This window comes from Streptomyces sp. NPDC041814, assembly GCF_055590565.1.
In genome coordinates, this window is record NZ_JBVJAM010000001.1 from 608,203 (window position 1) to 630,609 (window position 22,407).

The 22,407-nt window shown below is 74.0% G+C and carries 26 protein-coding genes and 1 riboswitch; of the genes, 10 read left to right on the top strand and 16 right to left on the bottom strand.

Features of this window, described 5'->3' with window-relative positions; genetic code table 11:
• Positions 1-88: 88 nt before the first annotated feature.
• The 13 genes from ACZ6C6_RS02725 to ACZ6C6_RS02785 form a co-directional block, all read right to left on the bottom strand.
• Positions 89-553 carry a hypothetical protein gene (locus ACZ6C6_RS02725; protein WP_469198356.1) on the bottom strand — a complete coding sequence of 155 codons (465 nt, stop codon included), beginning with the start codon at positions 551-553 and terminating at the stop codon, positions 89-91.
• 49 nt (positions 554-602) lie between these two features.
• Positions 603-1,013 (bottom strand): gas vesicle protein K, encoded by a 411-nt coding sequence (locus ACZ6C6_RS02730; protein ID WP_469198358.1) that lies wholly within the window; start codon positions 1,011-1,013, stop codon positions 603-605.
• Between the two features lie 55 nt (positions 1,014-1,068).
• Positions 1,069-1,281, bottom strand: a complete 213-nt coding sequence (locus ACZ6C6_RS02735) for a gas vesicle protein (RefSeq protein WP_469198360.1) — start codon at positions 1,279-1,281, stop codon at positions 1,069-1,071.
• Complete coding sequence (locus ACZ6C6_RS02740) at positions 1,278-2,105, bottom strand: GvpL/GvpF family gas vesicle protein (protein ID WP_469198362.1); 828 nt, start codon at positions 2,103-2,105, stop codon at positions 1,278-1,280. The genes ACZ6C6_RS02735 and ACZ6C6_RS02740 overlap by 4 nt, the downstream gene beginning before the upstream one ends.
• Positions 2,102-2,530 (bottom strand): gas vesicle protein, encoded by a 429-nt coding sequence (locus ACZ6C6_RS02745; protein ID WP_469198364.1) that lies wholly within the window; start codon positions 2,528-2,530, stop codon positions 2,102-2,104. Before ACZ6C6_RS02745 ends, ACZ6C6_RS02740 begins: the two co-directional genes overlap by 4 nt.
• Before the next feature lie 53 nt (positions 2,531-2,583).
• On the bottom strand, positions 2,584-3,885 hold the full coding sequence (locus tag ACZ6C6_RS02750; RefSeq protein WP_469198366.1) for an SRPBCC family protein: 1,302 nt from the start codon (positions 3,883-3,885) through the stop codon (positions 2,584-2,586).
• Positions 3,878-4,492: a hypothetical protein gene (locus ACZ6C6_RS02755; protein ID WP_469198368.1), complete on the bottom strand. Its 615-nt coding sequence runs from the start codon at positions 4,490-4,492 to the stop codon at positions 3,878-3,880. Before ACZ6C6_RS02755 ends, ACZ6C6_RS02750 begins: the two co-directional genes overlap by 8 nt.
• Before the next feature lie 48 nt (positions 4,493-4,540).
• The gene (locus tag ACZ6C6_RS02760) at positions 4,541-4,798 is read right to left on the bottom strand and encodes a gas vesicle protein GvpG (protein ID WP_469198369.1); all 258 of its coding nucleotides are present in this window, start codon (positions 4,796-4,798) and stop codon (positions 4,541-4,543) included.
• A gap of 44 nt (positions 4,799-4,842) precedes the next feature.
• Positions 4,843-5,553, bottom strand: coding sequence for a GvpL/GvpF family gas vesicle protein (locus ACZ6C6_RS02765; RefSeq protein ID WP_469198371.1), 711 nt, complete (start codon positions 5,551-5,553; stop codon positions 4,843-4,845).
• 5 nt (positions 5,554-5,558) lie between these two features.
• Positions 5,559-5,999: a gas vesicle structural protein GvpA gene (locus ACZ6C6_RS02770; RefSeq protein ID WP_469198373.1), complete on the bottom strand. Its 441-nt coding sequence runs from the start codon at positions 5,997-5,999 to the stop codon at positions 5,559-5,561.
• 43 nt (positions 6,000-6,042) lie between these two features.
• Positions 6,043-6,393 (bottom strand): gas vesicle protein GvpO, encoded by a 351-nt coding sequence (locus ACZ6C6_RS02775; RefSeq protein ID WP_469198375.1) that lies wholly within the window; start codon positions 6,391-6,393, stop codon positions 6,043-6,045.
• Between the two features lie 122 nt (positions 6,394-6,515).
• Positions 6,516-7,760, bottom strand: coding sequence for an extracellular catalytic domain type 1 short-chain-length polyhydroxyalkanoate depolymerase (locus ACZ6C6_RS02780; RefSeq protein ID WP_469198377.1), 1,245 nt, complete (start codon positions 7,758-7,760; stop codon positions 6,516-6,518).
• Positions 7,761-7,803: 43 nt separating this feature from the next.
• A complete protein-coding gene (locus tag ACZ6C6_RS02785) occupies positions 7,804-7,998 on the bottom strand; it encodes a hypothetical protein (RefSeq protein WP_469198379.1) in 195 nt (64 codons plus the stop codon).
• A 44-nt stretch (positions 7,999-8,042) separates the two neighbouring features.
• Between ACZ6C6_RS02785 and ACZ6C6_RS02790 the strand changes: the two genes are divergently transcribed.
• Genes ACZ6C6_RS02790 through ACZ6C6_RS02800 form a run of 3 tightly spaced genes read left to right on the top strand, consistent with a single transcriptional unit; the run spans position 8,043 to position 12,018 of the window.
• Positions 8,043-8,849: a 3-hydroxybutyrate dehydrogenase gene (locus ACZ6C6_RS02790; RefSeq protein WP_469198381.1), complete on the top strand. Its 807-nt coding sequence runs from the start codon at positions 8,043-8,045 to the stop codon at positions 8,847-8,849.
• 35 nt (positions 8,850-8,884) lie between these two features.
• Positions 8,885-10,882 (top strand): helix-turn-helix domain-containing protein, encoded by a 1,998-nt coding sequence (locus ACZ6C6_RS02795; RefSeq protein ID WP_469198387.1) that lies wholly within the window; start codon positions 8,885-8,887, stop codon positions 10,880-10,882.
• Between the two features lie 2 nt (positions 10,883-10,884).
• Positions 10,885-12,018, top strand: a complete 1,134-nt coding sequence (locus tag ACZ6C6_RS02800; RefSeq protein WP_469198399.1) for a winged helix DNA-binding domain-containing protein — start codon at positions 10,885-10,887, stop codon at positions 12,016-12,018.
• Here the strand turns inward: ACZ6C6_RS02800 and ACZ6C6_RS02805 are convergent.
• The gene (locus ACZ6C6_RS02805; RefSeq protein ID WP_469198401.1) at positions 12,015-12,476 is read right to left on the bottom strand and encodes a DUF3291 domain-containing protein; all 462 of its coding nucleotides are present in this window, start codon (positions 12,474-12,476) and stop codon (positions 12,015-12,017) included. The genes ACZ6C6_RS02800 and ACZ6C6_RS02805 overlap by 4 nt on opposite strands.
• Before the next feature lie 47 nt (positions 12,477-12,523).
• Positions 12,524-13,162, bottom strand: coding sequence for a helix-turn-helix transcriptional regulator (locus ACZ6C6_RS02810; protein ID WP_469198404.1), 639 nt, complete (start codon positions 13,160-13,162; stop codon positions 12,524-12,526).
• Positions 13,163-13,260: 98 nt separating this feature from the next.
• A riboswitch (cobalamin riboswitch) is annotated at positions 13,261-13,396 on the top strand.
• Between the two features lie 101 nt (positions 13,397-13,497).
• On the opposite strand from ACZ6C6_RS02810, the gene ACZ6C6_RS02815 reads away from it, so the two are divergent.
• From ACZ6C6_RS02815 to ACZ6C6_RS02840, 6 genes are all read left to right on the top strand, one after another.
• On the top strand, positions 13,498-14,754 hold the full coding sequence (locus tag ACZ6C6_RS02815) for a prenyltransferase/squalene oxidase repeat-containing protein (protein ID WP_469198406.1): 1,257 nt from the start codon (positions 13,498-13,500) through the stop codon (positions 14,752-14,754).
• A complete protein-coding gene (locus ACZ6C6_RS02820; RefSeq protein ID WP_469198408.1) occupies positions 14,751-15,470 on the top strand; it encodes an SCO2322 family protein in 720 nt (239 codons plus the stop codon). The genes ACZ6C6_RS02815 and ACZ6C6_RS02820 overlap by 4 nt, the downstream gene beginning before the upstream one ends.
• Entirely contained in the window at positions 15,467-16,627 is a 1,161-nt protein-coding gene (locus tag ACZ6C6_RS02825; RefSeq protein ID WP_469198410.1) for an energy-coupling factor transporter transmembrane protein EcfT, read from the top strand. Before ACZ6C6_RS02820 ends, ACZ6C6_RS02825 begins: the two co-directional genes overlap by 4 nt.
• A complete protein-coding gene (locus ACZ6C6_RS02830; RefSeq protein ID WP_469198412.1) occupies positions 16,624-18,375 on the top strand; it encodes an ABC transporter ATP-binding protein in 1,752 nt (583 codons plus the stop codon). The genes ACZ6C6_RS02825 and ACZ6C6_RS02830 overlap by 4 nt, the downstream gene beginning before the upstream one ends.
• A complete protein-coding gene (locus ACZ6C6_RS02835; protein ID WP_469198413.1) occupies positions 18,327-19,196 on the top strand; it encodes an ECF transporter S component in 870 nt (289 codons plus the stop codon). The genes ACZ6C6_RS02830 and ACZ6C6_RS02835 overlap by 49 nt, the downstream gene beginning before the upstream one ends.
• Before the next feature lie 303 nt (positions 19,197-19,499).
• A complete protein-coding gene (locus ACZ6C6_RS02840) occupies positions 19,500-19,937 on the top strand; it encodes an aggregation-promoting factor C-terminal-like domain-containing protein (protein ID WP_469198415.1) in 438 nt (145 codons plus the stop codon).
• A gap of 81 nt (positions 19,938-20,018) precedes the next feature.
• Here ACZ6C6_RS02840 and ACZ6C6_RS02845 read toward each other — a convergent pair whose 3' ends face one another.
• On the bottom strand, positions 20,019-21,296 hold the full coding sequence (locus ACZ6C6_RS02845) for an alpha/beta hydrolase family protein (RefSeq protein WP_469198417.1): 1,278 nt from the start codon (positions 21,294-21,296) through the stop codon (positions 20,019-20,021).
• A gap of 115 nt (positions 21,297-21,411) precedes the next feature.
• Here ACZ6C6_RS02845 and ACZ6C6_RS02850 point away from each other — a divergent pair, with 115 nt between their 5' ends.
• The gene (locus ACZ6C6_RS02850) at positions 21,412-22,368 is read left to right on the top strand and encodes an AEC family transporter (RefSeq protein ID WP_469198419.1); all 957 of its coding nucleotides are present in this window, start codon (positions 21,412-21,414) and stop codon (positions 22,366-22,368) included.
• Positions 22,369-22,407: the final 39 nt, after the last annotated feature.

Here is a 22,407-nt window from a genome sequence, read left to right on the forward strand (position 1 = left end):
GGGGGGCCCCCCCCCCCCCCCCCCCGGGCCGCGGGGGGGGGGGGGGCCCCCCCGCCCCGCCCCCGCCCCCGGGCCGCGTACCGGCGGATCAGATCCTGCCGTTCGCCAGCCGGGTCAGGGGGCCCGTACGCGGCTTGGCGGTCGCGCGTCCGGTCGCGAAGGCCACGCCGACGATGCTCACCACGCTCACGGCGGCGCCCGCGGCTATCGCCTTCCTGAGCTTGATGGCCGTCCAGGCGGTGGTGGCCACGCTCCCGACCCTGGCGACGTTGGCCGTCACCAACTGCCGCCCGTTCTGGAGACCGGAGACGGCGGCCTGACCGGCGCGCTGGGTGAATCCACCGGCTTCGCTCGCGCTCTCGGCGGCCGAGTCCTTGGCGTCCGCGGCCGCGGTCTTCGCCTTGGCGGCCGTGGACTTCGCACCGTCCGCCGCGGACTTCGCCTGCTCTCCCCGGGCACCGGCCGTCCTTCTCGCCGTACCGGTCGTCTTACGGGCAGCGGTGGTGCGCCCCTTGCTCCCAGTGGAGTTCTTGGTTTCCTTTTCTGCGGTCATGGCGTCCTCCTTGCCTCGGGTGTCGCGACAAAACCTGGGTGCGGCCGACTCACGCGCCACTGGGGGGCAGCAGGGAGCCGAGCGGCCCCAGGTCGAGATTGAGATCGTCCATCGTCAGGTCGTACCGGTCGCACAATTCGGTCATGCGCTCGTGCAGGATCATCAGCGTCATGCCGACCCGCTCCTCCTGATGCTCGGTCAGGTCGCCCTGGTCGACGCGGTGGAGGGCCGTGCGCTCCATGAGCTGGCGAAGCAGTTCGACGATGGTGAGCACCAGCTTCATGAGGTCCCGCTCGACGGTGTCCGGGTCGGTCTCCAGCCTCCGCGCGCCGGACGGGGCGGGGCGGTCGTCCGGATGCGCGGGGCCGAGCCCGAACGACTGGGCCGCCGCCTCCGCCACGGCTTCGGCCACGGCGGCGGGGGGAGCGGGCGCGCCGCGTCCGCCGTTGCTCTCGCTCATGCCGTCCTCCTCCTCGTCCGGGTGATGCGGTGGAACGCCCCGAGGGCCCACGGACTCACCACGGCGCCGGCTCCTCGCCGGTGATCGACCGGATCACCGCTCGCAGGTTGATGTGGACGAGGTCGACGTCGGCGATGGACAGGACCAGGTCGCCGGTGAGCACCGCCCCGCCGTTCAGGAGGCGGTCCAAGAGGTCGATCAGCGCGACGGGCGGGCCCTCCCGCGCCTCGGACGGGCCGAGGACCCCTCCGACGAGGTCCGCGCTCACGGCCCCTCACCGCCGTCCGGCTCCTCCGGGGTGGCGGTGGCGAACGAGTAGGGCGCCCAGGGGCCCGTCACCTCGACCGACACCCCGGGGACGCCGTCGGCCAGGCCGCTCAGTGTCCGGCGCAGCTCCTCGGTGCGGGCCCGGGGGACGAGATACGCCTCGTTGGCCACGTTCACGCCGGGGTGGGCGGCGAGCTGCCCCTGCTGGGGGCGGTGGACCACGCGCGAGGCGACGGCGTCCCGCGTCAGCTCCCCGGCGCGGGCGACCAGGTCGGACGCCGCCCGGTAGGCGTCCTGGTCCCTGCGCCGTGTCGCCCGGCGCCGCTCCAGATAGGCCCGTCCGGCTCCGGCCCCGGTGGACGTCACGGCGGCCGGAGCCGGGGTACCGGCGGTCCGGGGGTCGGCGTAGACCTTCATCCCGAGCTCGACGTGCCCCTCCAGGCGGCCCAGCAGGCCCTCGAACGCCTCGCGTCGCCGGAGCAGCATGTCCGCGACCCGGGCGTCGTCCAGGTAGACCGTGGCCAGCCGCATCGGCAGCACCGACGTCTCGGCGAACGCGCCGTCCACCACGGCGTGATGGGTCCGGGCGAGCGCTTCGAGCCGTGCCAGGTCCTCCAGCTGTGCGGACAGGCCCCGCGCTCCGAAGGTGTCCGCCGGTACCCGGGAGACGAGTGCGCAGAGCCCGCCCGCGCTCACCGGGTACAGGGGGCGGCCGTCCACGCCCGTCAGGCGGGAGGCGAGCCCGTGGAGTGCGGCGCCCTCCCGCCCGACCGCGTAGACATAGGTCAGCCGTGCGCCGTCCGGCGTGTCCGTCCGGGTGCTCATCGCTCATCCTCCCCCGCCGTCCGGGCCTGCTCCTCCGGAGGGCTCGCCGCCTCGGGGAGCCCTGCGGCCGACCGCAGCCGGGCCAGCTCGGCCCGCAGCCGCTCGTTCTCCTCGGCCAGGGCGCCGTCCCCGGGGCGCGCCTCGCTCTCGCGCGGGGGCCGGGCTCGTGAGGAGAGCGACGGATCGTGCTCCCACCAGTCGATGCCCATTTCCTTGGCCTTGTCGACCGAGGCGACGAGCAGCCGGAGCTTGATGGTGAGCAGCTCGATGTCGAGCAGGTTGATCTGGATGTCACCGGCAATGACGACACCCTTGTCCAGCACCCTTTCCAGGATGTCGGCGAGGTTGGCCGACGAGCCCTGCCCGTACGCCGGGGAGCTTCCCCTGGGCGGGGCCGGCAGCCGGCCGGCGAGTGAATCGGACACGGTCTCTCACGCCTTTCATGGGGTGTCGGTACGCGGGCCGGGCGCTGCCCGGGTCAGCGGCGGGCGGCGGCCGTCCGGCGGCGGGAGCGGCGGGCCGGGCGGGGCTCCTCGTCCTCCGGCTCCTCCTCGGCCTCCTCCTCCTCGGCGTCCTCGTAGCCGGACTCCTCCTCGTCGGCGGACTCCTCCTCGTCGGCGGACTCCTCCTCGTCGGCGGGCTCGTCCTCGTAGCCGGACTCGTCCTCGTCGGCGGGCTCGTCCTCGTCGGCGGGCTCGTCCGACGGTTCGGCTCCGTCCTCGGGCTCCTCGAACTCGTCCGCCGGCTCCTCGTCCTCGTCGGCGGGTTCGTCGTCGGCTTCCCCGTCCTCGTCGGCGAGTTCGTCCTCCAGCGGCTCTTCCTCGCCGTCCTCGAAGCCGTCCGCCCTGTCGTCGACCGGTTCGTCCTCGGCCGCCTCGTCGCGGGCGCCGTCGTCCTCGTCCTCGTCCTCGAAGCCGCCTTCGGGCTCCTGGCCGTCGGCTTCTTCTTCCTCGATCGCCTCGTCGTGGCTGACGACGACCTCGCCGTCGCGGATCTCGCCCCGCCAGCCGTCGGTGGCCTCACCGCGCATCATGATGAATTTGCGGTAGAGCTTCAGGTCCAGCCGGGCGCGACGGCCCTGGGCACGCCAGATGTTGCCGGTCTTCTCGAACAGCCCCTTGGGGAAGTACTCCAGGACCAGCAGGACGCGGGTGAGGTCGTCGGTGATCGCGTGGAAGGTGACCACGCCCTTGACGGTTCCCTTGGCGCCCTCGGTGGTCCAGGTGATGCGTTCGTCCGGCACCTGCTCGGTGACGTTCGCCTTCCAGCTGCGGGTGGACTTGGCGACCTTGACCTTCCAGTTGCTCGTGGTGTCGTCGGCCTTCTCCACGCTCACGACGCCCTTGGCGAACGTGCTGAACTCCTGGAACTGGGTCCACTGGTCGTATGCCTCGCGGACGGGCACGCCGACGTCGATGTCCTCGACGACGGTCACGCTCTTGGACTTTCCGCCGCCGGACTTGCGCCCCTTGCCGAACAATCCCTTGACCTTGTCCTTCACCTTGTCCTTGAGGTGGGAGGCGCCCGCACCGATCGCCGCCTGGGCGGGTGACTTGCCGTCCTTGAGGGCCTGTCCGCCCTTGGCGAGGCTCTTCAGAGCACCGCCCCCGCTGCCCGGCTCGGCGAGTTTGGACACCGATTCCCCGAGCCGGTGCCCCAGCTGGGTCACCGTGTGCTCGGCGCGGGCGCGGAGGTAGTTCTGCAGTTCTTCCTTGAGCCGTTCGGCGGCCGGGCTCCCGACGACGTCGTCCTTGATGCCCTTGATCGCGGAGTCAGGCATCGCTGCCTCCCCGGGCCTTGCGCGTCCTGGAGGTCGCGGCCTTGGCGGCCCCGCCCGCACGCTTACGGGCGGGCGCGGCGGCCTTCCCGGTCTTCCCCGCGCTCGCGGAGCGGCTGCCGCCCGAGGCGGGCCGGGTCTTCGGGGCTGCCTTCCTGGCCGAGGCAGCGGGCTTGCGGGCGGAGCCACCGCGCTTCGGCTTCTCGTCGCGGCCCTCCCCCTCCTCGTCCCCGTCACCGCCGGAAGCCCTCGGGTCCTCGGTGTCCTCGGTGTCCTCGGCGTCCTCCAACGGCTCGTCGTCCTCGGCACCGGGGCCCGCCTCCAGCGACTGGGTGCGCCGTTGCAGGGATTCGGCGAGGCTGCCGGCCCGCTGGGTGACGGCCTTGGTGGCCGCCGTCCTGGTGGCGTCCACCAGCTCCTTGCGGACCTGGTCGTTGAGCGGACCCAGGGCGGGCGATTCGGCCAGCATGCGGCCGATGCGCCTCGGGTCGAGGTCGAACTTCTTGCCGAGGAGGAACATGCCGAATCCCACGGCGAGTTTGGCCTTCTTCGTGCGGCCCAGCAGGTATCCGCCCACCAGAGCCGCGCCTATCTTGGCGTTCTTCGTCATCTGTGATGCACCTCGGGTCTCCCTCGGTCGTGTGTGGTCCGAAGCTGCTCACGGCGTCTGCCGAGCGCCGTTGCGGTAAGCCTCGATCTCGTCGAGCCGGTCGAGCAGTTCGTCCTCGCGCCGGTCGAACTCCTCGGGCCCGATGAGCCCGCTGTTCAGCTCCTGTTCCAGCTGCGCGAGCTGCGCGCGCACCGGTTCGGGGTCGTAGTACTCCTCCTCGGCGGCCTGGACGACCTGTCCGAGGACCCACGCCGTCCCCCGGACGGGAGCCAGCGGCAGGGTCAGCAGCTGGGTGATGAGTCCCATGCGGCGGATCGCCTCCGCTCCTGGATCCGGACGGGCCGCGACCGTCAGACGAAGCTGTACGGCGGCAGCGGCCCGGTGAGGGTGTACGCGTAGGCGTCGCCCCGCTGGTCGGCCTCCCGCCGGACCGCCGCCAGGAAGGTGTCGGTCTTCGCCCGGGGCACCAGGAAGGACACGTTCAGGAAGTCCTGGGGCGCCGGCTCCGCGGGACCGCTGCGGCTCACGACGTCCGCCAGGCGGCCGGCGACCTCCTCGGCCTCCCTGGCGTGGCGGACGCTCACCTCACGGGCCACCAGTTCGCCCAGCGCGAGCTGGTCGTCCCGGCTGCCTCGGGCGCGGGCGCGCTCGTTGAGCTGCCGTATCTCCTCGGATTCGGCCATGATCTCCCGCAGGAGGTCGTCCTCGTCGCGGCGGGCCTTCAAGTTGTACTCGACCTGTCCGTCCAGTTCCGCGAGCCGCTGGCCGTAGGCGTCGGCCTCCCGTTCCAGGGCCGCGGTGACCTCGTCGTCGCCCGGCCCCACCAGGCCGAAGCGCATCGGCAGGGTGGCGCCCTGCTCCATCAGGGCCTCCAGGACGCCCTGGTGGGCCATGACGTCCCGGCGCTTCGCACGCAGCCCGGGCGGGGCGTCGCTGACCACCGCGGCCAGGCGGTCGGTGCGCACGGCCCGCAGGACCGCGGGCGGGTCGCCGACCCCCCGCAGCCCGTCCAGCGGCAACGGGTGGCCGGCGCCGGTGATGGCGTAGATGTACGTGGGCACTGCTGCTACTCCTCGCGTCGCTGGGTCTGGCGGCTGGACGTGGACTTGCGGGCGGTCCGCTTGCGCGGCGCCTCCTCCTCGGGCTCCTCGCGCTTGCCCTGCAACGATTCGCTGAACGCCTCGACGGCTCCGGTGAGCGCGCCCTTGGACTTCCCCTTGGCGCCGTTCTCCGTCATGTCGCCGACCAGGTCGGTGAGCTGGCTCGGGGCCTTGCGGCCGGATTCGAGATCGAGCCGGTTGCATGCCTCGGCGAACCGCAGATAGGTGTCGACGCTGGCGACCACCACGCGGACGTCGATTTTGAGGATTTCGATGCCCACCAGGGAGACGCGGACGAATGCGTCGATGACCAGACCGCGGTCGAGTATGAGCTCAAGAACGTCGTAGAGATTTCCCGAGCCGCCGCTCCCGCCGGACGTCGCATTGCTCTGCTGCACGAGTGTCATGGGAACTCCTTTCGGTGATCTTTTCGTTCGACGACGGAGTTCCTCAGCGACGGTCGATCTGCCCCCGGGCATACCGCCGCACGCGTTCGTAGGACATGAGCCTTCCTCGTGGGTCGAGTTGCACCCGGTAGGAGGCCAACACGCTCATCGTGTCCGGAACCCTCTCCAGTTCGACCACTTCGACGTCCGCCGACCAGCCGTTGTCGGTGGCCTTCACAGCGGAGACGGAATCGGGCTCGCACTGGAGCATTTCCGTGAGCTGTGCGGCGGCTTGCCGCATCGCGGTGAGCGCGTCGACGCGCTCTTCTTCCTGCTCTTTTCCGGTGTCCTTTTCGGTACTCATCCTTCCCCTGTCGCCGGGGAGTGCCGCTGCCTGTCCGGCCTCCGTCGTCATGGCTTCCGTTCGCATGCCCGTGCTTTCCGGAGGCATGCGTCGGCGGGCCGGAATGACGACGACGCGGTTTTTCCGCGGCTGCCGGGGCGGGCAGCCGCGGAAAAACCGCGTCGTCGTGGCGTTCAGCCGGTGCAGCCGCTGTCCGCGATCACGTAGTACCCGGCGGGCGACTCCCTGAGGGTGTGGCTGACGAATACGTTGTACAGACCCATGTTCTGGTTCGAGCCGTTGGCGTAGACGTACCCGCCGGACATGTGCGCCCGGCCCGCCGTGACGTGGGCGTAGTTGGTGGCGGTGTAGCACTGCGCGGGGTCGGGGTCGCCCGGATCCCCCGGGTCGCCGGGATCGCCCGGGTCACCTGGTTCGGCGCCTCCGTCCAGGCCCCAGAAGACGCCCGTGTAGTACGTGGAGCAGATGGTGTTCAGGAAGTACGCGGCCGTCGAGCCGCACTGCCGGTCGCCCGAACCGGGGCTGACGGGCAGGCCGTGGCCCATGCCGGAGACCGAGTACATCTGCACGGCCGGCTTCCCCGAGGCGTCGTTGTAGACGGTGCGGGTGGTGCTGCCGGGGAGGGAGTCGGTGGAGGACGGGGTCTGGCCTATGCCCCACACGTCGGTCCACTGGTCGCGCAGGGCCGTGGCGTTGGCCGGGTAGACCGTGTAGTCCGCGGTGCCCTGCCAGATCGCGACCCGGGGCCACGGACCGCTGTAACCGGGGTGGGCGGCGCGGACCTTGTCGCCCCACTGCGCGGGCGTCAGCTTCTGCGGGCCCGTCTGGCAGCCCGATGCGGCGGCCTGGCTCGTCGCGCACTGGGCGGGCAGCCCGGAGGCCACGGAGCCGCCCGCGAAGACGTCCGGGTAGGCGGCGAGCAGGTCGGCGGTCATCCCGCCGCCCGCCGAGAGCCCGGTGACGTACACCCGGTCCGCGTCGGAGCCGTAGGTCTTCTTCGCGTAGTCGACCATCTGCACGATCGACGCGGCCTCGCCCTTGCCCCGGGTGTCCTCGTTCGGGTCGAACCAGCCGAAGCAGGACAGCGCGTTGTTCGCCGACGTGGTCTGCGGGAAGACGACGGCGAAGCCCCACTCGTCGGCGTACTTGGGCCAGCCGGAGCCGGTGTAGTACGCGTTCGCGGTCTGCGTGCAGCCGTGCAGGGCGACGACCAGGGGGGCGTTCGCGGGGAGTCCTGCCGGGGTGTACGCGTACATCTGGAGGTTGCCGGGGTTGGAGCCGAAGCCGGTCACCTGCTGGAGGCCGGCGGCCGCGGCGGCGGGCTGCGCGGCGGTGACGCTCAGCGTCGCCGCGAGCAGGCCGAGGACGGCCGTCGCCGCGACGCGGCGGCAGAGGCGTTTCAGGATCGGTGGGCGCACGGGTGCTCTCTCCTGCCGTGGGGGTACGGGTTGCTGCCGGAACCTACGAGCGCCACCAGCCCCCGCCCATGGGACCGGTGGCCACACCCCGGGCCCCGCTGTGTGCCTCGACGCCCTTGCGCGGCGGGGTGCGGCGGCGGCCCCCGACGGCGGGCCCCCACGGGCCCCGGCGCGGCGGCCGCCGGGGAGCGCGCACCATGTACGCCGCCACCATGCCCCGGTACGCGGGTGTGTGCACCGACGCCGTGTGACAAGGGCCCGCGCGTACCTACGGTGACGGCCATGGAGACTTCCCGCAGACCGGATCACCAGCCCGCCGCCGCCCCCGCGCAGGCGCCCGCAGAATCCGTCCTGGCCGGGCGCACCGCGCTGGTGACCGGGGCGGCGAGCGGCATCGGACGGGCCTGTGCGCAGGCGCTCGCCGCCGCGGGCGCCCATGTGCACGTCGTGGACCGGGCCGGTGAGGCCGCCGAGCGGCTGGCGAAGGAGATCGGCGGGACGCCCTGGGTGGTGGACCTGTCCGAGCCCGACGTCGTGGACACCCTGCCCGCCGATGTGGACGTGGTGGTCAACAACGCGGGCATCCAGCACGTGGCGCCGGTGCACGCGTTCCCGCCGGACCGGTTCGCGCTGATCCAGCGCGTGATGGTGGAGACGCCGTTCCGCGTCTTGCGCCGGACCCTGCCGGGCATGTACGAACGCGGCTGGGGGCGCGTGGTCAACATCTCGTCGGTGCACGGACTGCGCGCGAGCCCGTACAAATCGGCCTATGTGACGGCCAAGCACGCACTGGAGGGGCTGAGCAAGGTGGTCGCGCTCGAAGCGGCGGAGCACGGGGTGACGAGCAACTGCGTCTGCCCCGGATACGTGCGCACCCCGCTGGTGGAGAACCAGATCGCCGACCAGGCCCGGGCGCACGGGATCTCCGAGGAGGAGGTCGTGGGGCGGGTGATGCTGGAGCGGAGCGCCGTCAAACGGCTGATCGAGCCGGCGGACGTGGCCGAGGCGGTCCTGTGGCTGTGCGGCCCGCGCACCGGGCACATCACCGGCTCCTCGCTCTCCATGGACGGCGGCTGGACCGCGAACTGACCCGCCGCCCCGAACCCCCGAGGACCCTGGACGCCATGCCTGAACCGCTCCCCTCCGCCGCGCCCCATCTCCGGCGCCTGTTCGACCTGCTGGCCGACGACGCCCCGGCCGAGGCGCTGGGGGCGGTCTCCTCGCAGGCGCGGGCGGACGGGGCGCCGGCCGATGAGCTGGCGGAGGTGGAGCGGGCGACGGCGACCGCGCTGCGGATCAGGAGCGCGCTGCGCCAGCACCGGCGGCGCGAGGCCCAGCTCACCGCGCTGTTCGACACTGCGGGGGACCTGGCGGCCTCGCGCGACCTGGACGACGTGCTGAAGGCGATCGTGCGGCGGGCCAGGATGCTGCTGGGCACGGACACCGCGTATCTGACCCTGCCGGACGAGGAGGCCGGGGACACCTACATGCGGGTCACCGACGGATCGGTCTCCGTGCTCTTCCAGCGGCTGCGGCTGGAACTGGGCGAGGGCCTGGGCGGTCTGGTGGCGCAGACGGCGAGCCCGTACGCGACACCGGACTACCGCACGGACGACCGCTTCCGCCACACCCGCAACATCAACGCCGGGGTGCTGGACGAGGGCCTGGTCGCGATCCTGGGCGTGCCGCTGCTGCTCGGGTCGAGCCGGGGCGGTACGGGAAAGGTGATCGGCGTCCTGTTCGCGGCGGACCGGTCGCCCCGGGTCTTCAGCCCGGACGAGGTGGCCCTGCTCTGCTCGCTGGCCGCGCACGCGGCGATCGCCATCGACACGGCCCGCGCGCTCGCCGACACCACGGCGGCGCTGGCCGGACTGGCCGAGGCGAACGCGGAGCTGGCCGAGGCCAACGCCTCCGTGCGGGCGCACTCGGCGGCGATGGCGCGGGCGGAGGAGGCACACGACCGGCTCACCGACCTGGTGCTGCGCGGCCGGGACGTCAAGGACGTGGCGGCGGCGGTCGCCGGGCTGCTCGGCTCGCCGCTGACCATCCACGACCCGGGCGGCCGCCCGCTGGCCGCGGTCCGCCCGGACGGGACGGACTTCGCCGCCGACAGCATGGACGCGGGCTGGCTGGCGGAGGCGGCCGAGGAGTCGCGTACCGGGGCGCGGGCCGTGCACCGCGACGGGCGGGTGGTGTGCGCGGTGCTCGCCGGTCACGAGCTGCTGGCCGGGCTCGTCCTGCACCGGGCCCGCCCGCTGGACGACTCGGACCGGCGGCTGTTCGAGCGGTCGGCGGTGGTGACGGGGCTGCTGTTGCTGCTGCGGCGGACGGTGGCCGAGACGGAGAACCGGATACGCGGCGAGCTGATCGCGGACCTGCTCGCGGACCCGGCCCGCGACCCGGCGGGGCTGGCCGAGCGGGGCCGCCGTCTCGGCATCGACCTGGACCGCCCGCATCTGCTGCTCGTGGCGGAGACCGTGGCCCGCGAGCGCCTCGCCCCGGCCGCGATGCGCTTCCTGTTCGGCGGCGAGCACCAAGGCGTGAGCGCCGAACACGCGGGCGCTGTGGTGCTGTTGACGGAGGACACCGGTACGGATGCGGGTGCGGCGGCCCGGGCGGCGGCGGCCCAGCTGGGGCAGCTGGCCCAGGCCCCGGTCACGGTGGCGGCCGCCGGTCCGGCCCGGGGCGCCGGGGAGCTGGCCGCCGCCTACGCGGAGGCGGCGCGCTGTCTGCGGGCGATGCGGGTGCTGGGGCGGACGGGCGAGGGCGCGTGCGTGGAGGAGCTGGGGTTCCTGGGCGTGGTGCTGGGCAACGCGCAGGACGTGGACGGCTTCGTGGCGGCGACGCTGGGGCCGCTGCTGGAGTACGACGCGCAGCGCGGCACGCATCTGGTGCGGACGCTGAGTGCGTACTTCGGGGCGGGCGGCAGCCTGATCCGGGCCAAGGACGAGCTGCACGTCCACGTCAACACGGTGGTGCAGCGGCTGGACCGGGTCCAGGTGCTGCTGGGCCGCGACTGGAACGAGCCGGACCGGGCGCTGGAACTCCAACTGGCTCTGCGGCTGCATCTGTTGTCGGGGTCCTCCCGGGACGCGCGGCTGCTCCGCCGGGCAGAATCCTGAACGTGACGATCACCGCGCGCGCCCTCAACCGGGCGACCCTCAGCCGCCAACTGCTCCTGGCCCGTGAGCCGCTGACCGCGGCCGAGGGAGTGCGACGGGTGGTCGCGCTCCAGGCCCAGCAGCCGGCCTCGCCCTACATCGCCCTGTGGAACCGGCTCTCGGGCTTCGCCCCGGAGGCGCTCGACGCGGCTTTCGCGGAGCGGTCGGTGGTGAAGGCGACGCTCATGCGGATCACGCTGCACGCGGTGCACGCCGAGGACTACCCGGCGTTCCGGGCGGCGATGCAGCCGGTGCTGTACGGCTCGCGGCTGGGTTCCCGGTTCACCGCGTCCGGGCTCACCCCGGCCGACGGCGAGGAGCTGGTCGCGGAGGTCGTGGAGTTCGCCCGTACACCGAGGACGTCGGCGGAGATCCAGGCGTGGCTGGCGGAGCGGTTCGGGGCGGAGCGCAAGGACGCGGTGTGGTGGGGCATGAAGAACTACGCGCCGCTCCATCACGTCCCGGCCGGTCCGCCGTGGTCCTTCGGCACGCGTGCCACGTTCATCGCGGCGGGCGAGGGCCCCGCACCCCGGGGCCGGGAGGTGGACCGGGCGGCGCTGCGCACGCTGATCCTGCGGTACCTGGCCGGGTTCGGCCCGGCGTCGGTCGCGGACGTGGCGCAGTTCTCGATGGTGGGGCGGGCGCCGGTCCGGGCGGAGCTGGCGGCCCTGGCGGACGAGGTGGAGCGGCTTCGGGGGCCGGGCGGTGAGGTGCTGTTCGACCTCCCGGGCGCCTCCCGGCCGGACGCCGACACACCGGCCCCGTCCAGGCTCATGGCGATGTGGGACTCCACGCTGCTGGCCTATGCGGACCGGGACCGGGTGATACCGCCGGAGTACCGCCCGCTGGTGATCCGGCGCAACGGGGACGTGCTGCCGACCCTGCTGGTGGACGGCTTCGTCGCGGGCGTGTGGCGGCCGACGGCCGAGGGGGTCGAGGCCACGGCGTTCCGTCCGCTGCCGCCCGCCGTCTGGGACGGACTCGCCGCGGAGGCGGATGCGTTGACCGCGTTCCTCGGCGCCCGTGAGCGGGTGGTCTACAACCGCTACCACCACTGGTGGGCGAAGCTCCCGGACGCGGATGTGCGGATGCTCTAGGGAGTGCCGGGCGGCGGGTGCGGGGCGCGGAAGGTGAAGGCGTCGGGGGTGTCGCCCTTCGCACGGAGCAGGGCGACCCGGTCCATCGCTTCCTGGACGCTCGGGCGGTGGCCGGCCGGGACCCACCACAGGGCCATGTGGTGCTCGGCCAGTCGCTCGAACCACTCGCGGCGGCGGGCCATGACCCTCAGGTGATCGCTGCGGTACACGTACGCCTTCAGCGCGTCGACCGATTCCCAGACCGAGCAGTTGAACAGGAGGAGCGGGTCCCCGTCCTCGGGGCGCAGGCCCGTCGCGTCGGTCCCGCCGTCGTCCACCATCCGCCAGACGAAGCCGGGGGCGCGGTCGGCGAGGGCGTTGATCTCGGTGAGCTGCGCGACGAAGTCGGCGAGCTGGGGGCTGTCGAGCGGGGCGAGGATGCGCCCGACGTTGACCTGGGCAAGGTGGAAGTCGTTCACGGGCCAAGCATGGCCGGGTGAACCTTCTAAAGTCAACGGATTCTTTTTTAGACTTCGGCGGCCGCCTCGGGGCCCTCGATCGCGACGCAACAGCCTTCGGGCAGCGGCTCCATGGCCGCCTTCCAGCCCTCGGGGAGCAGTCCTTCGATGCCGGCGAGGTTCATCCCGCAGACCAGGGCCGGGAATTGCTCGGCCAGCGCGTGGAACGGGCAGTTGTTGAGGCGGAGTTTCCCGCAGTCCCAGTACGGCTCGTAGCCGCGCTCGCGCAACGTGTGGACGGGGTCCGCCGCACCCGCCGCCTCCCCGGCCGCGCGCGCCGCCGCCTGCAACTCGTTGTCGAGCCCGGCGCGTTCGACCACCTCGGCGAGCAACTGGCTCACGGTGTCGTACGAACGCGGCGGTACGGACACGGCGTGCTCGCCGGCCGCCCGCCGGTACAGCTTGGAGGGCCGCCCGGCGCCGGGGCCGGTCCGGCCGGAGAGCCGCCGGAACGTGGTGTCCAGGAGCCCGGCGTCCACGAGCTTGTCCAGGTGGAACGCGGCCACGGCCCGCGTCACCCCGACCGCGTCCGCCGCGGCGTCCCGCGTGACGTCGCCCTGGGCGGCGGCCACGTGTCGGTACAGCCCACGGCGCACGGGGTCCCCGAGGACCGCCAGCGCGTCGAGGGCGGCGTCGTCACTGCTCACGGGCCCGAGTCTAGGCGGTGGCGTTTTCAGCCCCTGCGGCGCTTGAGCAGCGGGGTCCGGGGCGGCGCCCCGTTCGGGAAGGGGCGGGGAGGGGGACAAACCCCGCCCGCTAGACTGGCCGCGTCGTCACTATGCCCGTTCAGGGGGAAGCCGGTGCGAATCCGGCACTGACCCGCAGCCGTAAACCGCCGCGAGGCGAAAGTCGGAATGCCCTGCCCGAGTCGTGACCCGCTCACGCCGCCGGAACCCCGGCGGCCCGCCCCGTCGAGGAATACGGAGCCGGAGCCTGGTGCCGTGTGTGCCGTGCCCGGCCCCCAGGAGAGGCACCGCCCGCCATGACCGCACGCCGCAGCGCCACCGCGCTCGCCGTCACCGCCGCCGCGCTCTGCGCGGCCGCCGCCCCGGCCGCCGTCGCCGCGCCGTCGCCCTCTCCCTCGGCCGCCCTGCCCTCCGGGCTCTACGGCACCGGCGACCCGACGTACGACGGGGTGTGGCGGCAGTCTCTCGCCTTCCTCGCGCAGCAGGCCACCGGTGTGACTCCGGCCACGAAGGCCGTCGACTGGCTGACCGGCCAGCAGTGCGACAGCGGAGCCTTCCCCGCGTACCGTCCGGACGCCTCCGCGCCCTGCACCGACAAGACGGTGGTCGACACCAACGCGACGGCCGCCGCCGCCCAGGCGCTGCGCGCGATCGGCGGCCACCAGGACGCCGTCGCGAACGCGGTCAGCTGGCTGAAGTCCGTCCAGAACGAGGACGGCGGCTGGGGCTACACCGCCGGCAGCCCGAGCGACGCGAACTCCACGTCCATCGTGATCGGCACCCTCGCCCGGGCCGGCGAGAAGCTGGGCGACGTGACGACGCACGGCGGCAGGACCCCGTACGCCGCGCTGCTGACGTTCTCCATCCCCTGCGGCGGCAAGGACGGCGGCGCCTTCGCCTACCAGCCCGACAAGTCCGGCAAGCTCGCCGCCAACGGTGACGCCACCGCCGCCGGTGTCCTCGGCGCGCTCGGCAAGGGCCTGGTCGTCTCCGACAACGCGGCCGTGAAGGACCCCGCCTGCCACAAGGGCTCCCCGCTCGAACCGGAGCAGGCCGCGCAGAACGGCGCCTCCTACCTCACGACCGCCCTCGCGAAGAACGGCCACCTGGACCTGCCGAAGATGCCCGGCGCGGAGGACAGCGCCCCGCAGCCCGACTTCGGCAACACCGCCGACGCCGTCGTCGCCCTGTCCGCCGCCGGGCACAAGGACAAGGCGGCCGGTTCGGTCGCCTGGCTGAAGAAGAACTCCGCCGCCTGGGCGAAGCAGAGCGGCCCCGCCGCCTACGCCCAGCTGATCCTGGCCGCCCACGCGACCGGGGCCGACGTCCACGACTTCGGCGGCGCCGACCTCGTCGCCCAGCTGAACGCCACCGGCCCCGAACCGGCCGCCGTGAAGAAGCCCGAGCCGACGGCCACGGAGGACGAGGAGAAGAAGGACAGCGGCGACGGCGACGGCATCGGCGGCGTCTGGTGGTTCGTCGGCATCGGCCTCGCGGTCGGCGCGGGCGCCGGCTTCCTGATCAGCGGCCGCCGCAAGAACCAGCAGCTGTGAGCCGCGTCGCACGAGCCGCCGCGCTCCTGGTCGTCGGCGCCGTCCTGGCGCTGCTCGGCGCGGGCACGGCGCAGGCGGCGGGCTACCGCTACTGGTCGTTCTGGGAGGGCTCCGCGAGCGGCTGGTCGTACGCCACCCAGGGGCCGTCGCTCGTCCGGCCCGAGGACGGGTCGGTGCAGGGCTTCCGCTTCTCGGTGAGCGCCGACTCCCAGGACGCCTCCAAGCCGCGCGGCACCCCCGACTTCGCGAAGATCTGCGCGGACACCCCGGCGAAGGACGGCAGCAAGCGCGTCGCCGTCGTCATCGACCCGGGTACCGCGTCCGACGCGCCGGACGGGGAGACCCCGCCCCCGCCGCGTACCGCCTGCGCGCGGGTCGCGGAGGACGCGAGCAGCGCGGAGGCCCTGGCGGCGGTCGCCAAGCCGCTGCGCTACGACGCGAGCGCGATGCTCTGCGCGATCTCCGGATACCCGGCCACGGGCTGCGGCGAGCAGGTCTCCGGCCCCGCGACGGGCGGCGCGGACGGCGGCGGTTCGAACGGCGGCGGCGCGGACGGCGGCAGCAAGGCACCCGCATCGGCCGCCGCGTCCGACGCCGCCTCCACCGGCGGCCACGGCGACGACGGCGGCCCGTCCGCGGGCGTCCTCGTCGGGATCGGCGCCGTGCTGCTCCTCGGCATCGCCGCAGTCGCGCAGGCCCGCCGCCGCCGCGGATGACCGGCTCGACGGCCGGCCGCGCGGAGACCACCGCGGACCGGCTCCCCGCCTGGCGCGCCCCCGCCGCGACCCGCTCCAACGCGGTGCCGGCCGGGGCGTGGTGGCTGTGGGCGCTGGGCCTGGCCACCGCCGCGTCCCGGACCACCAACCCGCTCCTGCTCGGCCTGCTGGTCGGGGTCGCCGGCTACGTGGTGGCGGCGCGCCGCACGGACGCGCCGTGGGCCCGGTCGTACGGCATGTTCATCCGGATCGGGCTCTTCGTGATCGCGGTCCGGCTGCTGTTCTCCGTCTTCCTCGGCTCCCCGATCCCCGGCACGCACACCCTGTTCACGCTGCCCGAGGTGCCGCTGCCCGACTGGGCGAAGGGCGTCCGGATCGGCGGCCGGGTCACCGCCGAGCAACTGCTGTTCGCGCTGTACGACGGGGCGAAGCTGGCGGCCCTGCTGATCTGTGTCGGCGCGGCGAACTCCCTCGCCAACCCGGCCAGGCTGCTGAAGTCGCTGCCCGGCGCGCTCTACGAGGCCGGGGTCGCCGTCGTCGTGGCGATGACGTTCGCGCCGAACATGGTCGCCGACGTGCTGCGGCTGCGCACCGCCCGCCGGCTGCGAGGCCGCCCGACCGGCGGCGTGCGGGCCGTCCTCCAGATCGGCCTTCCGGTCCTGGAGGGCGCCCTCGAACGGTCGGTCGCCGTCGCCGCCTCCATGGACGCGCGCGGTTACGGGCGCACCGCCCGCGTCCCGGCCGCCGTCCGGCACACCACGAACGTCCTGACGCTCGGCGGGCTGCTCGGCGTGTGCGCCGGTACGTACGGTCTGCTCGCCGCCGAGGGCGCCGGTTACGGCCTCCCGCTGCTGGCCGCAGGTCTCCTCGCGGCGATGGCGGGGCTGCGGCTCGGCGGGGCGCGTTCGGTGCGGACCCGCTACCGGCCCGACCGCTGGGACGTACGGGCCTGGCTGATCGCCGGGTCCGGCGCGGCCGTCGCCGTGGCGATGATCCGGGCCGGAAACACCGACCCGGCGGCGCTGCACCCCGGGGTCGTACCGCTGATCGCGCCCGTACTGCCGCTGTGGCCGGCCGCCGCCGTACTGCTCGGGCTGCTTCCGGCGGTGGTCGCGCCCGTCCCGCCCTCCCCCACAGGCTTCCAGGAGCAGGTGTGATCCGGTTCGACGCTGTTTCGGTGCGGTACGACGGGGCCGAGCGCCCCACGCTCTCGGGGGTCGACCTGACCGTCCCGGAGGGTGAGCTGGTGCTGCTCGTCGGCCCCTCGGGGGTCGGCAAGTCGACGCTGCTCGGTGCCGTCTCGGGGCTCGTGCCGCACTTCACGGGCGGCCGGCTGACCGGACGGGTCACCGTGGGCGGGCGGGACACCCGGACGCACAAGCCCCGGGAGCTGGCGGACCTGGTGGGCACGGTGGGCCAGGACCCCCTGGCGCACTTCGTCACCGACACGGTCGAGGACGAGCTCGCCTACGGCATGGAGTCGCTGGGTCTGGCCCCGGCCGTGATGCGGCGGCGGGTCGAGGAGACCCTCGACCTGCTGGGCCTGGCCGGGCTGCGCGACCGCCCGATCGCCACCCTGTCCGGGGGCCAGCAGCAGCGGGTCGCGATCGGCTCGGTCCTCACCCCGCATCCCCGGGTGCTGGTCCTGGACGAGCCGACGTCCGCGCTGGACCCGGCGGCGGCCGAGGAGGTCCTCGCGGTCCTCCAGCGGCTCGTCCACGACCTGGGCACCACGGTCCTGATGGCGGAACACCGGCTGGAGCGCGTGGTGCAGTACGCGGACCAGGTCGTCCTGCTCCCCTCGCCGGGGGCCGCCCCGGTCATGGGCGCGCCCGCCGAGGTGATGGCGGTCTCCCCGGTGCACCCCCCGGTCGTCGCACTCGGCCGCCTCGCCGGCTGGGAACCGCTGCCCCTCACGGTCCGCGACGCGCGACGGAGGGCCGGCGCCCTGCGGGACCGGCTGGCGGACGTGGCGCCGGGGGCGGGGACCCCGGCGGAGGCCGCCCCGCACCCGGCGCCGGGCGCGCCCCGGCCCTCCGCGCCCGCATGGCCGGGCCGTCCCACCGCCCCCCGCCGGGGCGCCCTCGCCCGCCTCTTCGGCCGCGCCCCGCGGACCGCCCCCGCCCCGGAACCCGTCGCCGGCGCCCCCGCCGCCCGGGTGGAACGGCTCGGGGTGCGGCGCGGCCGGGTCGAGGCGTTGCGCCGGGTGTCGCTCACCGTCGGGGCGGGCGAGACCGTGGCCCTGATGGGGCGCAACGGTGCGGGCAAGTCCACGCTGCTCGGCGCCCTCGTCGGCATGGTCGAGCCCACCTCCGGCACCGTCCTGACCGGGGGCCTGCCCCCGCACCGGACGCCGCCGCGCGAGATGGTGCGCCGCGTCGGCCTCGTACCGCAGGAGCCGCGCGATCTGCTGTACGCGGACACGGTCGCCGCCGAGTGCGCGGCGGCGGACGCGGATGCCGGGGCGGAGCCGGGCAGCTGCCGGGCCCTGGTCTCGGAGCTGCTGCCGGGCGTCGGGGACGACACGCACCCCCGCGACCTGTCCGAGGGGCAGCGCCTGGCCCTGGCCCTCGCCCTGGTGCTCACCGCCCGGCCGCCGCTGCTGCTCCTGGACGAGCCGACCCGGGGGCTGGACTACGCGGCGAAGGCCCGGCTGGTCGGGGTGCTGCGCGCGCTCGCCGCCGAGGGCCACGCCATCGTGCTCGCCACCCATGACGTGGAGCTGGCCGCCGAGCTGGCGCACCGGGTGGTGATCCTCGCCGACGGGGAGGTCGTCGCGGACGGCCCGACCGCCGAGGTCGTGGTGTCCTCGCCCGCGTTCGCCCCGCAGACCGCCAAGATCCTCGCCCCGCAGGAATGGCTCACCGTCCCGCAGGTCCGCGCGGCGCTGGAGGGTGGCGCGTGAGCGAGGTGGAGAGGCGTGGCCGCCCGGTCCGGCTGGGCCCCCGGGCGGTCGTCGCGCTGGTGCTGATCAGCGCCATCGGGATCGCCGCCTTCGGGTGGCCGCTGCTCGCGGACCGGGACTCGGGGCTCGCGCACGCGCAGGACGCGCCGTGGCTGTTCGCCGCGCTGCTGCCGCTGCTGGTCGGGGTGGTGGTCGCGATGATCGCGGACGCCGGGCTCGACGCGAAGGCGGTCGCGATGCTGGGGGTGCTGGCCGCGGTCGGGGCGGCGCTGCGCCCGCTGGGGGCGGGCACGGCGGGCCTGGAGCCGATGTTCTTCCTGATGGTGCTGAGCGGGCGGGTGCTGGGGCCGGGCTTCGGCTTCGTGCTGGGGTCCGTGACGATGTTCGCGTCCGCGCTGCTGACCGGCGGGGTGGGGCCGTGGATGCCGTTCCAGATGCTCTCGATGAGCTGGTTCACGATGGGCGCGGGGCTGCTGCCCGGCCCGGACCGGCTGCGCGGGCGCGGCGAGCTGCTGATGCTCGCGGCCTACGGGGCCGTCGCCTCGCTGGCGTACGGAACGATCATGAATCTGTACGGCTGGACGATCGTGCCGGGCCTCGCCTCGGGCATCTCGTTCCAGGCCGGTGACCCGCTGGGCGACAACCTGGTCCGCTTCCTCGCGTACTGCGCGACGACCTCGCTCGGCTGGGACCTGGGCCGGGCGGTCCTCACGATCGTGCTGACGCTGGCGGTCGGGGCACCGCTGCTGAAGGCGCTGCGGCGGGCGACGCGGCGCGCTTCCTTTGAGGCCCAGGTCACATTCGGCTCCCCTGGCGAGTGAGGGCACCCACAGGACCTTGGTCCTGTACGAATCGGCTTAGGAGGCGCGCGCCCGGCCCACCGGGCCCGGCCGCACCCCGCGCGACCTGCTATGGAGCGGTTTGAGGCGGTTCAGGACCTTCGGCCCCGGGTGCGAGGCATGGTCGTAACGGGGGTCGTTGCCACGGCTGAACAGGCTCGCTAAGACTGGATCCCGTCGCCGAGCACCGCAGGGTCCTCACCGGGATCGCGGTCAACGAGCGCCGGTCCACGCAGGATTTCGGACCGAGCCGCGACTCCCCCGTTCCCCACCGTTAGGTTCCCTGTGACGTTCGCCCGTAACCTCATCGCCAAGCCCCGCACCACCCGTCGCAAGGCCGCCATCGCAGGCGCCTCCGTGCTGCTGGGCGCCACCGGCATCGGCCTGGGTGTCTCCCCGGCCATGGCGGCCCCGTCCGCCGCACCGGCCTCCGCCGGGAGTGCCCAGGACACGGCGAAGCAGATGATCGGCGACGACGCCCAGTTCCAGTGCTTCAGCAACATCGTCAGCCACGAGAGCGGCTGGAACCCGAGCGCGACCAACGCCTCCTCCGGCGCCTACGGCCTGGTCCAGGCGCTGCCCGGTTCGAAGATGGCGTCCGCCGGCTCGGACTGGAAGACCAACCCCGGCACGCAGATCAAGTGGGGCATGGACTACATGAACTCCCGCTACGGCAGCCCCTGTGGCGCCTGGTCCTTCTGGCAGGCCCACAACTGGTACTGAGCCGGCCCGGCCCGAGCCAGTGGACCCGAAAGCCCCGACCGCCCCGCGCGGCCGGGGCTTCGGCCTGTCCGGGGCCGGATGTCAGCGGCGCGCCGCCAGCCGGTCGAACCAGCGCACGATCTCGGGGCCCGACGCCAGATACGTCTCGTTGTGGCTCAGGTCACCCTGGTCGACGACCGGCGCCTTCACGCCCCGCTTCGCCAGTTCGGCCGCGCAGCTGCGGGCGTTGGCGAGGGGCACGTCGGTGTCGCCCGACGACGTGAAGAGGCGCACGGGGACCGCGGGCTTCCAGGCGCAGGTGGAGTCCTGGGCGCGGATCGCGGCGAGCAGGGCGCCGGTGGGGTGCTGGAGCTCGCGGTAGTAGGCGTCGGTGAGCAGTTCCTTCAGGGTCGCGGGGAGGGCCGGGATGATCTCCTCCTCGTAGTGGCTGCCGTCGAAGAGGCCGTCGACGAGCCCCGCGTACGGCTCCCGGAACACTTCGGACGGGTCCTTCCACAACGGGTGCAGCCGGTTCTGCGCGGTGAGGAAGTACGTCATGTAGAAGATTCCGCTGGTGTCGTTGACGCGGCCGTCGAAGAGGGCGGGCGTCTCGGCGTGCTCGATGTCGTACGGGCCGGAGACGGGCGCCAGGGCGCGCAGCCGGAAATGCCGGTCGGCGCCGTGCTGAAGGGCCTTGCCGAGGGCCATGGCGACCTGGCCGCCCTGCGAGAAGCCGCTCGCGTACACCTCGCCGGTGAGCGGGCGGTCCAGCCGGAGCGCCGCGGTGCGCGAGGCGCGGAGCATGTCGAGCGAGGCGCTGACGGCCGAGGCGGTGTCCATGTACGGGTGGCGGCCGGGGCCCTTCCCGAGTCCGAGGTAGTCCGGGGCGGCGACCGCGCGCCCGGCGGAGGCGTGCAGGTAGGGGGCGTAGCGGCCGAAGTCCTCGCCGACCGAGGGGGCGTAGTCGCGGTGGGCCATCGTGCCGTGGGTGTCGGAGACGAGGTCCAGCCGGTGGGCGCCGCCGTCGGGCAGTACGAGGAGGCCGGTGGCGGTGGTGGGGCGGCCTTGCGGGGTGATCGTCGCGTAGGTGAGGCGGTAGGCGCGGAGGCCGTGGCGCACGGTGTCCGTGCTCATGCCGGCGCCGGCGAGGAAGGCGGTCACCCCGGCCCGGTCGTGGCGGGCGACGGGGGTGACGGCGAGGAGGGTCCCGCGCGCTTGGTGCCGGCCGGCGACCGCCGCTCCGTGGCCGGTCGCGGGCCCGGCCGCCGCGGCGGCCGGCACGGTGCCCAGTGCGGCGAGGACCAGCGCGGCGGCCGCCGCGACGAGGCGCCGACTTCCGTGCTTCCGGGGCGAGTTGATCGCATTGTTATTCATGTCCATGACGGTAGGAGAGGGGTCTCCGCACCGGCATCCGCGTGGGCCCCCGGGCCGGGGTGCACTTGAGTGCACCCCGGCCCGGGGGCCAGCCACCGTACCGAACAGGCGTACGGGGATCATGGCGGCCATGCATGCCCTGCTCTCCGCCTTCGCCCCCATCTGGGTCCTGACCGGCATCGGTTACGCGGTCGGGCGCGGCGGGCTGCTCGGGGAGCAGGCGGAGGCCGTGCTCGGCCGGTTCGTCTTCCATGTGGCCATGCCCGCCGCCCTGTTCACGATGGTGTCGGGGGCGAGCCCGGACGTGTTCGGCCATCCGTCGATGGTGGCGTTCGCGGCGAGCACGGCCGTCGCGGCGGGGGCCGGGTTCGTCCTCGTCCGGCGGGTCTTCGGCCGGGGGCGGGCGGACGCGGCGATCGGCGCCATGTCCTCGGGCCATGTGAACTCCGCGAACCTGGGCATCCCGGTGGCGGTCCAGGTGCTGGGCGACGCCTCGTTCGTCGCGCAGGTCATCCTCTTCCAGGTGCTGGTGCTCTCGCCGGTGATCCTGACCCTGCTGGACTCCGGGACGCGCGGGGCGGACGGGCGGCGCCCCGGCGGCGGAGTGCGGCGGCTGCTCACGATGCCCCTGCGCAACCCGATCATCCTGGCCTCGCTGCTCGGTGTGGCCGTCTCCGCGACGGGGCTGCGGCTGCCGGCCGCCGTGACGCACCCGTGCGACGTGCTCGGCGCGGCGGCGGTGCCGACGGCCCTGATCACACTGGGCCTTTCGCTGCACCGGGCCCCGGGGGGCGGGGGCCGGGCGCGCCGGGAGCGGGCGGCGACCTCGGCCGTGGTCGCCGTGAAGACGCTGGGCCAGCCGCTGGCCGCCCTGCTCGTCGCGGGCCCGCTGCTGCGCCTCCCGGACCACCAGCTGCTCGCGGTCGTGCTGTGCGCGGCGCTGCCCACCGCGCAGAACTCCTTCATCTACGCCCGCGAGTACGGCCTGGACACGGGGCCCGCCCGCGACGCGATCGTGGCCTCCACGCTGGTGTCGATGGTCACGCTGTCGGTGGCCGCGTGGGCGCTGGGGCCGTAGGCCGTCCGGGTGGCGAGGGGCGGACGGCGGGCGGATGCT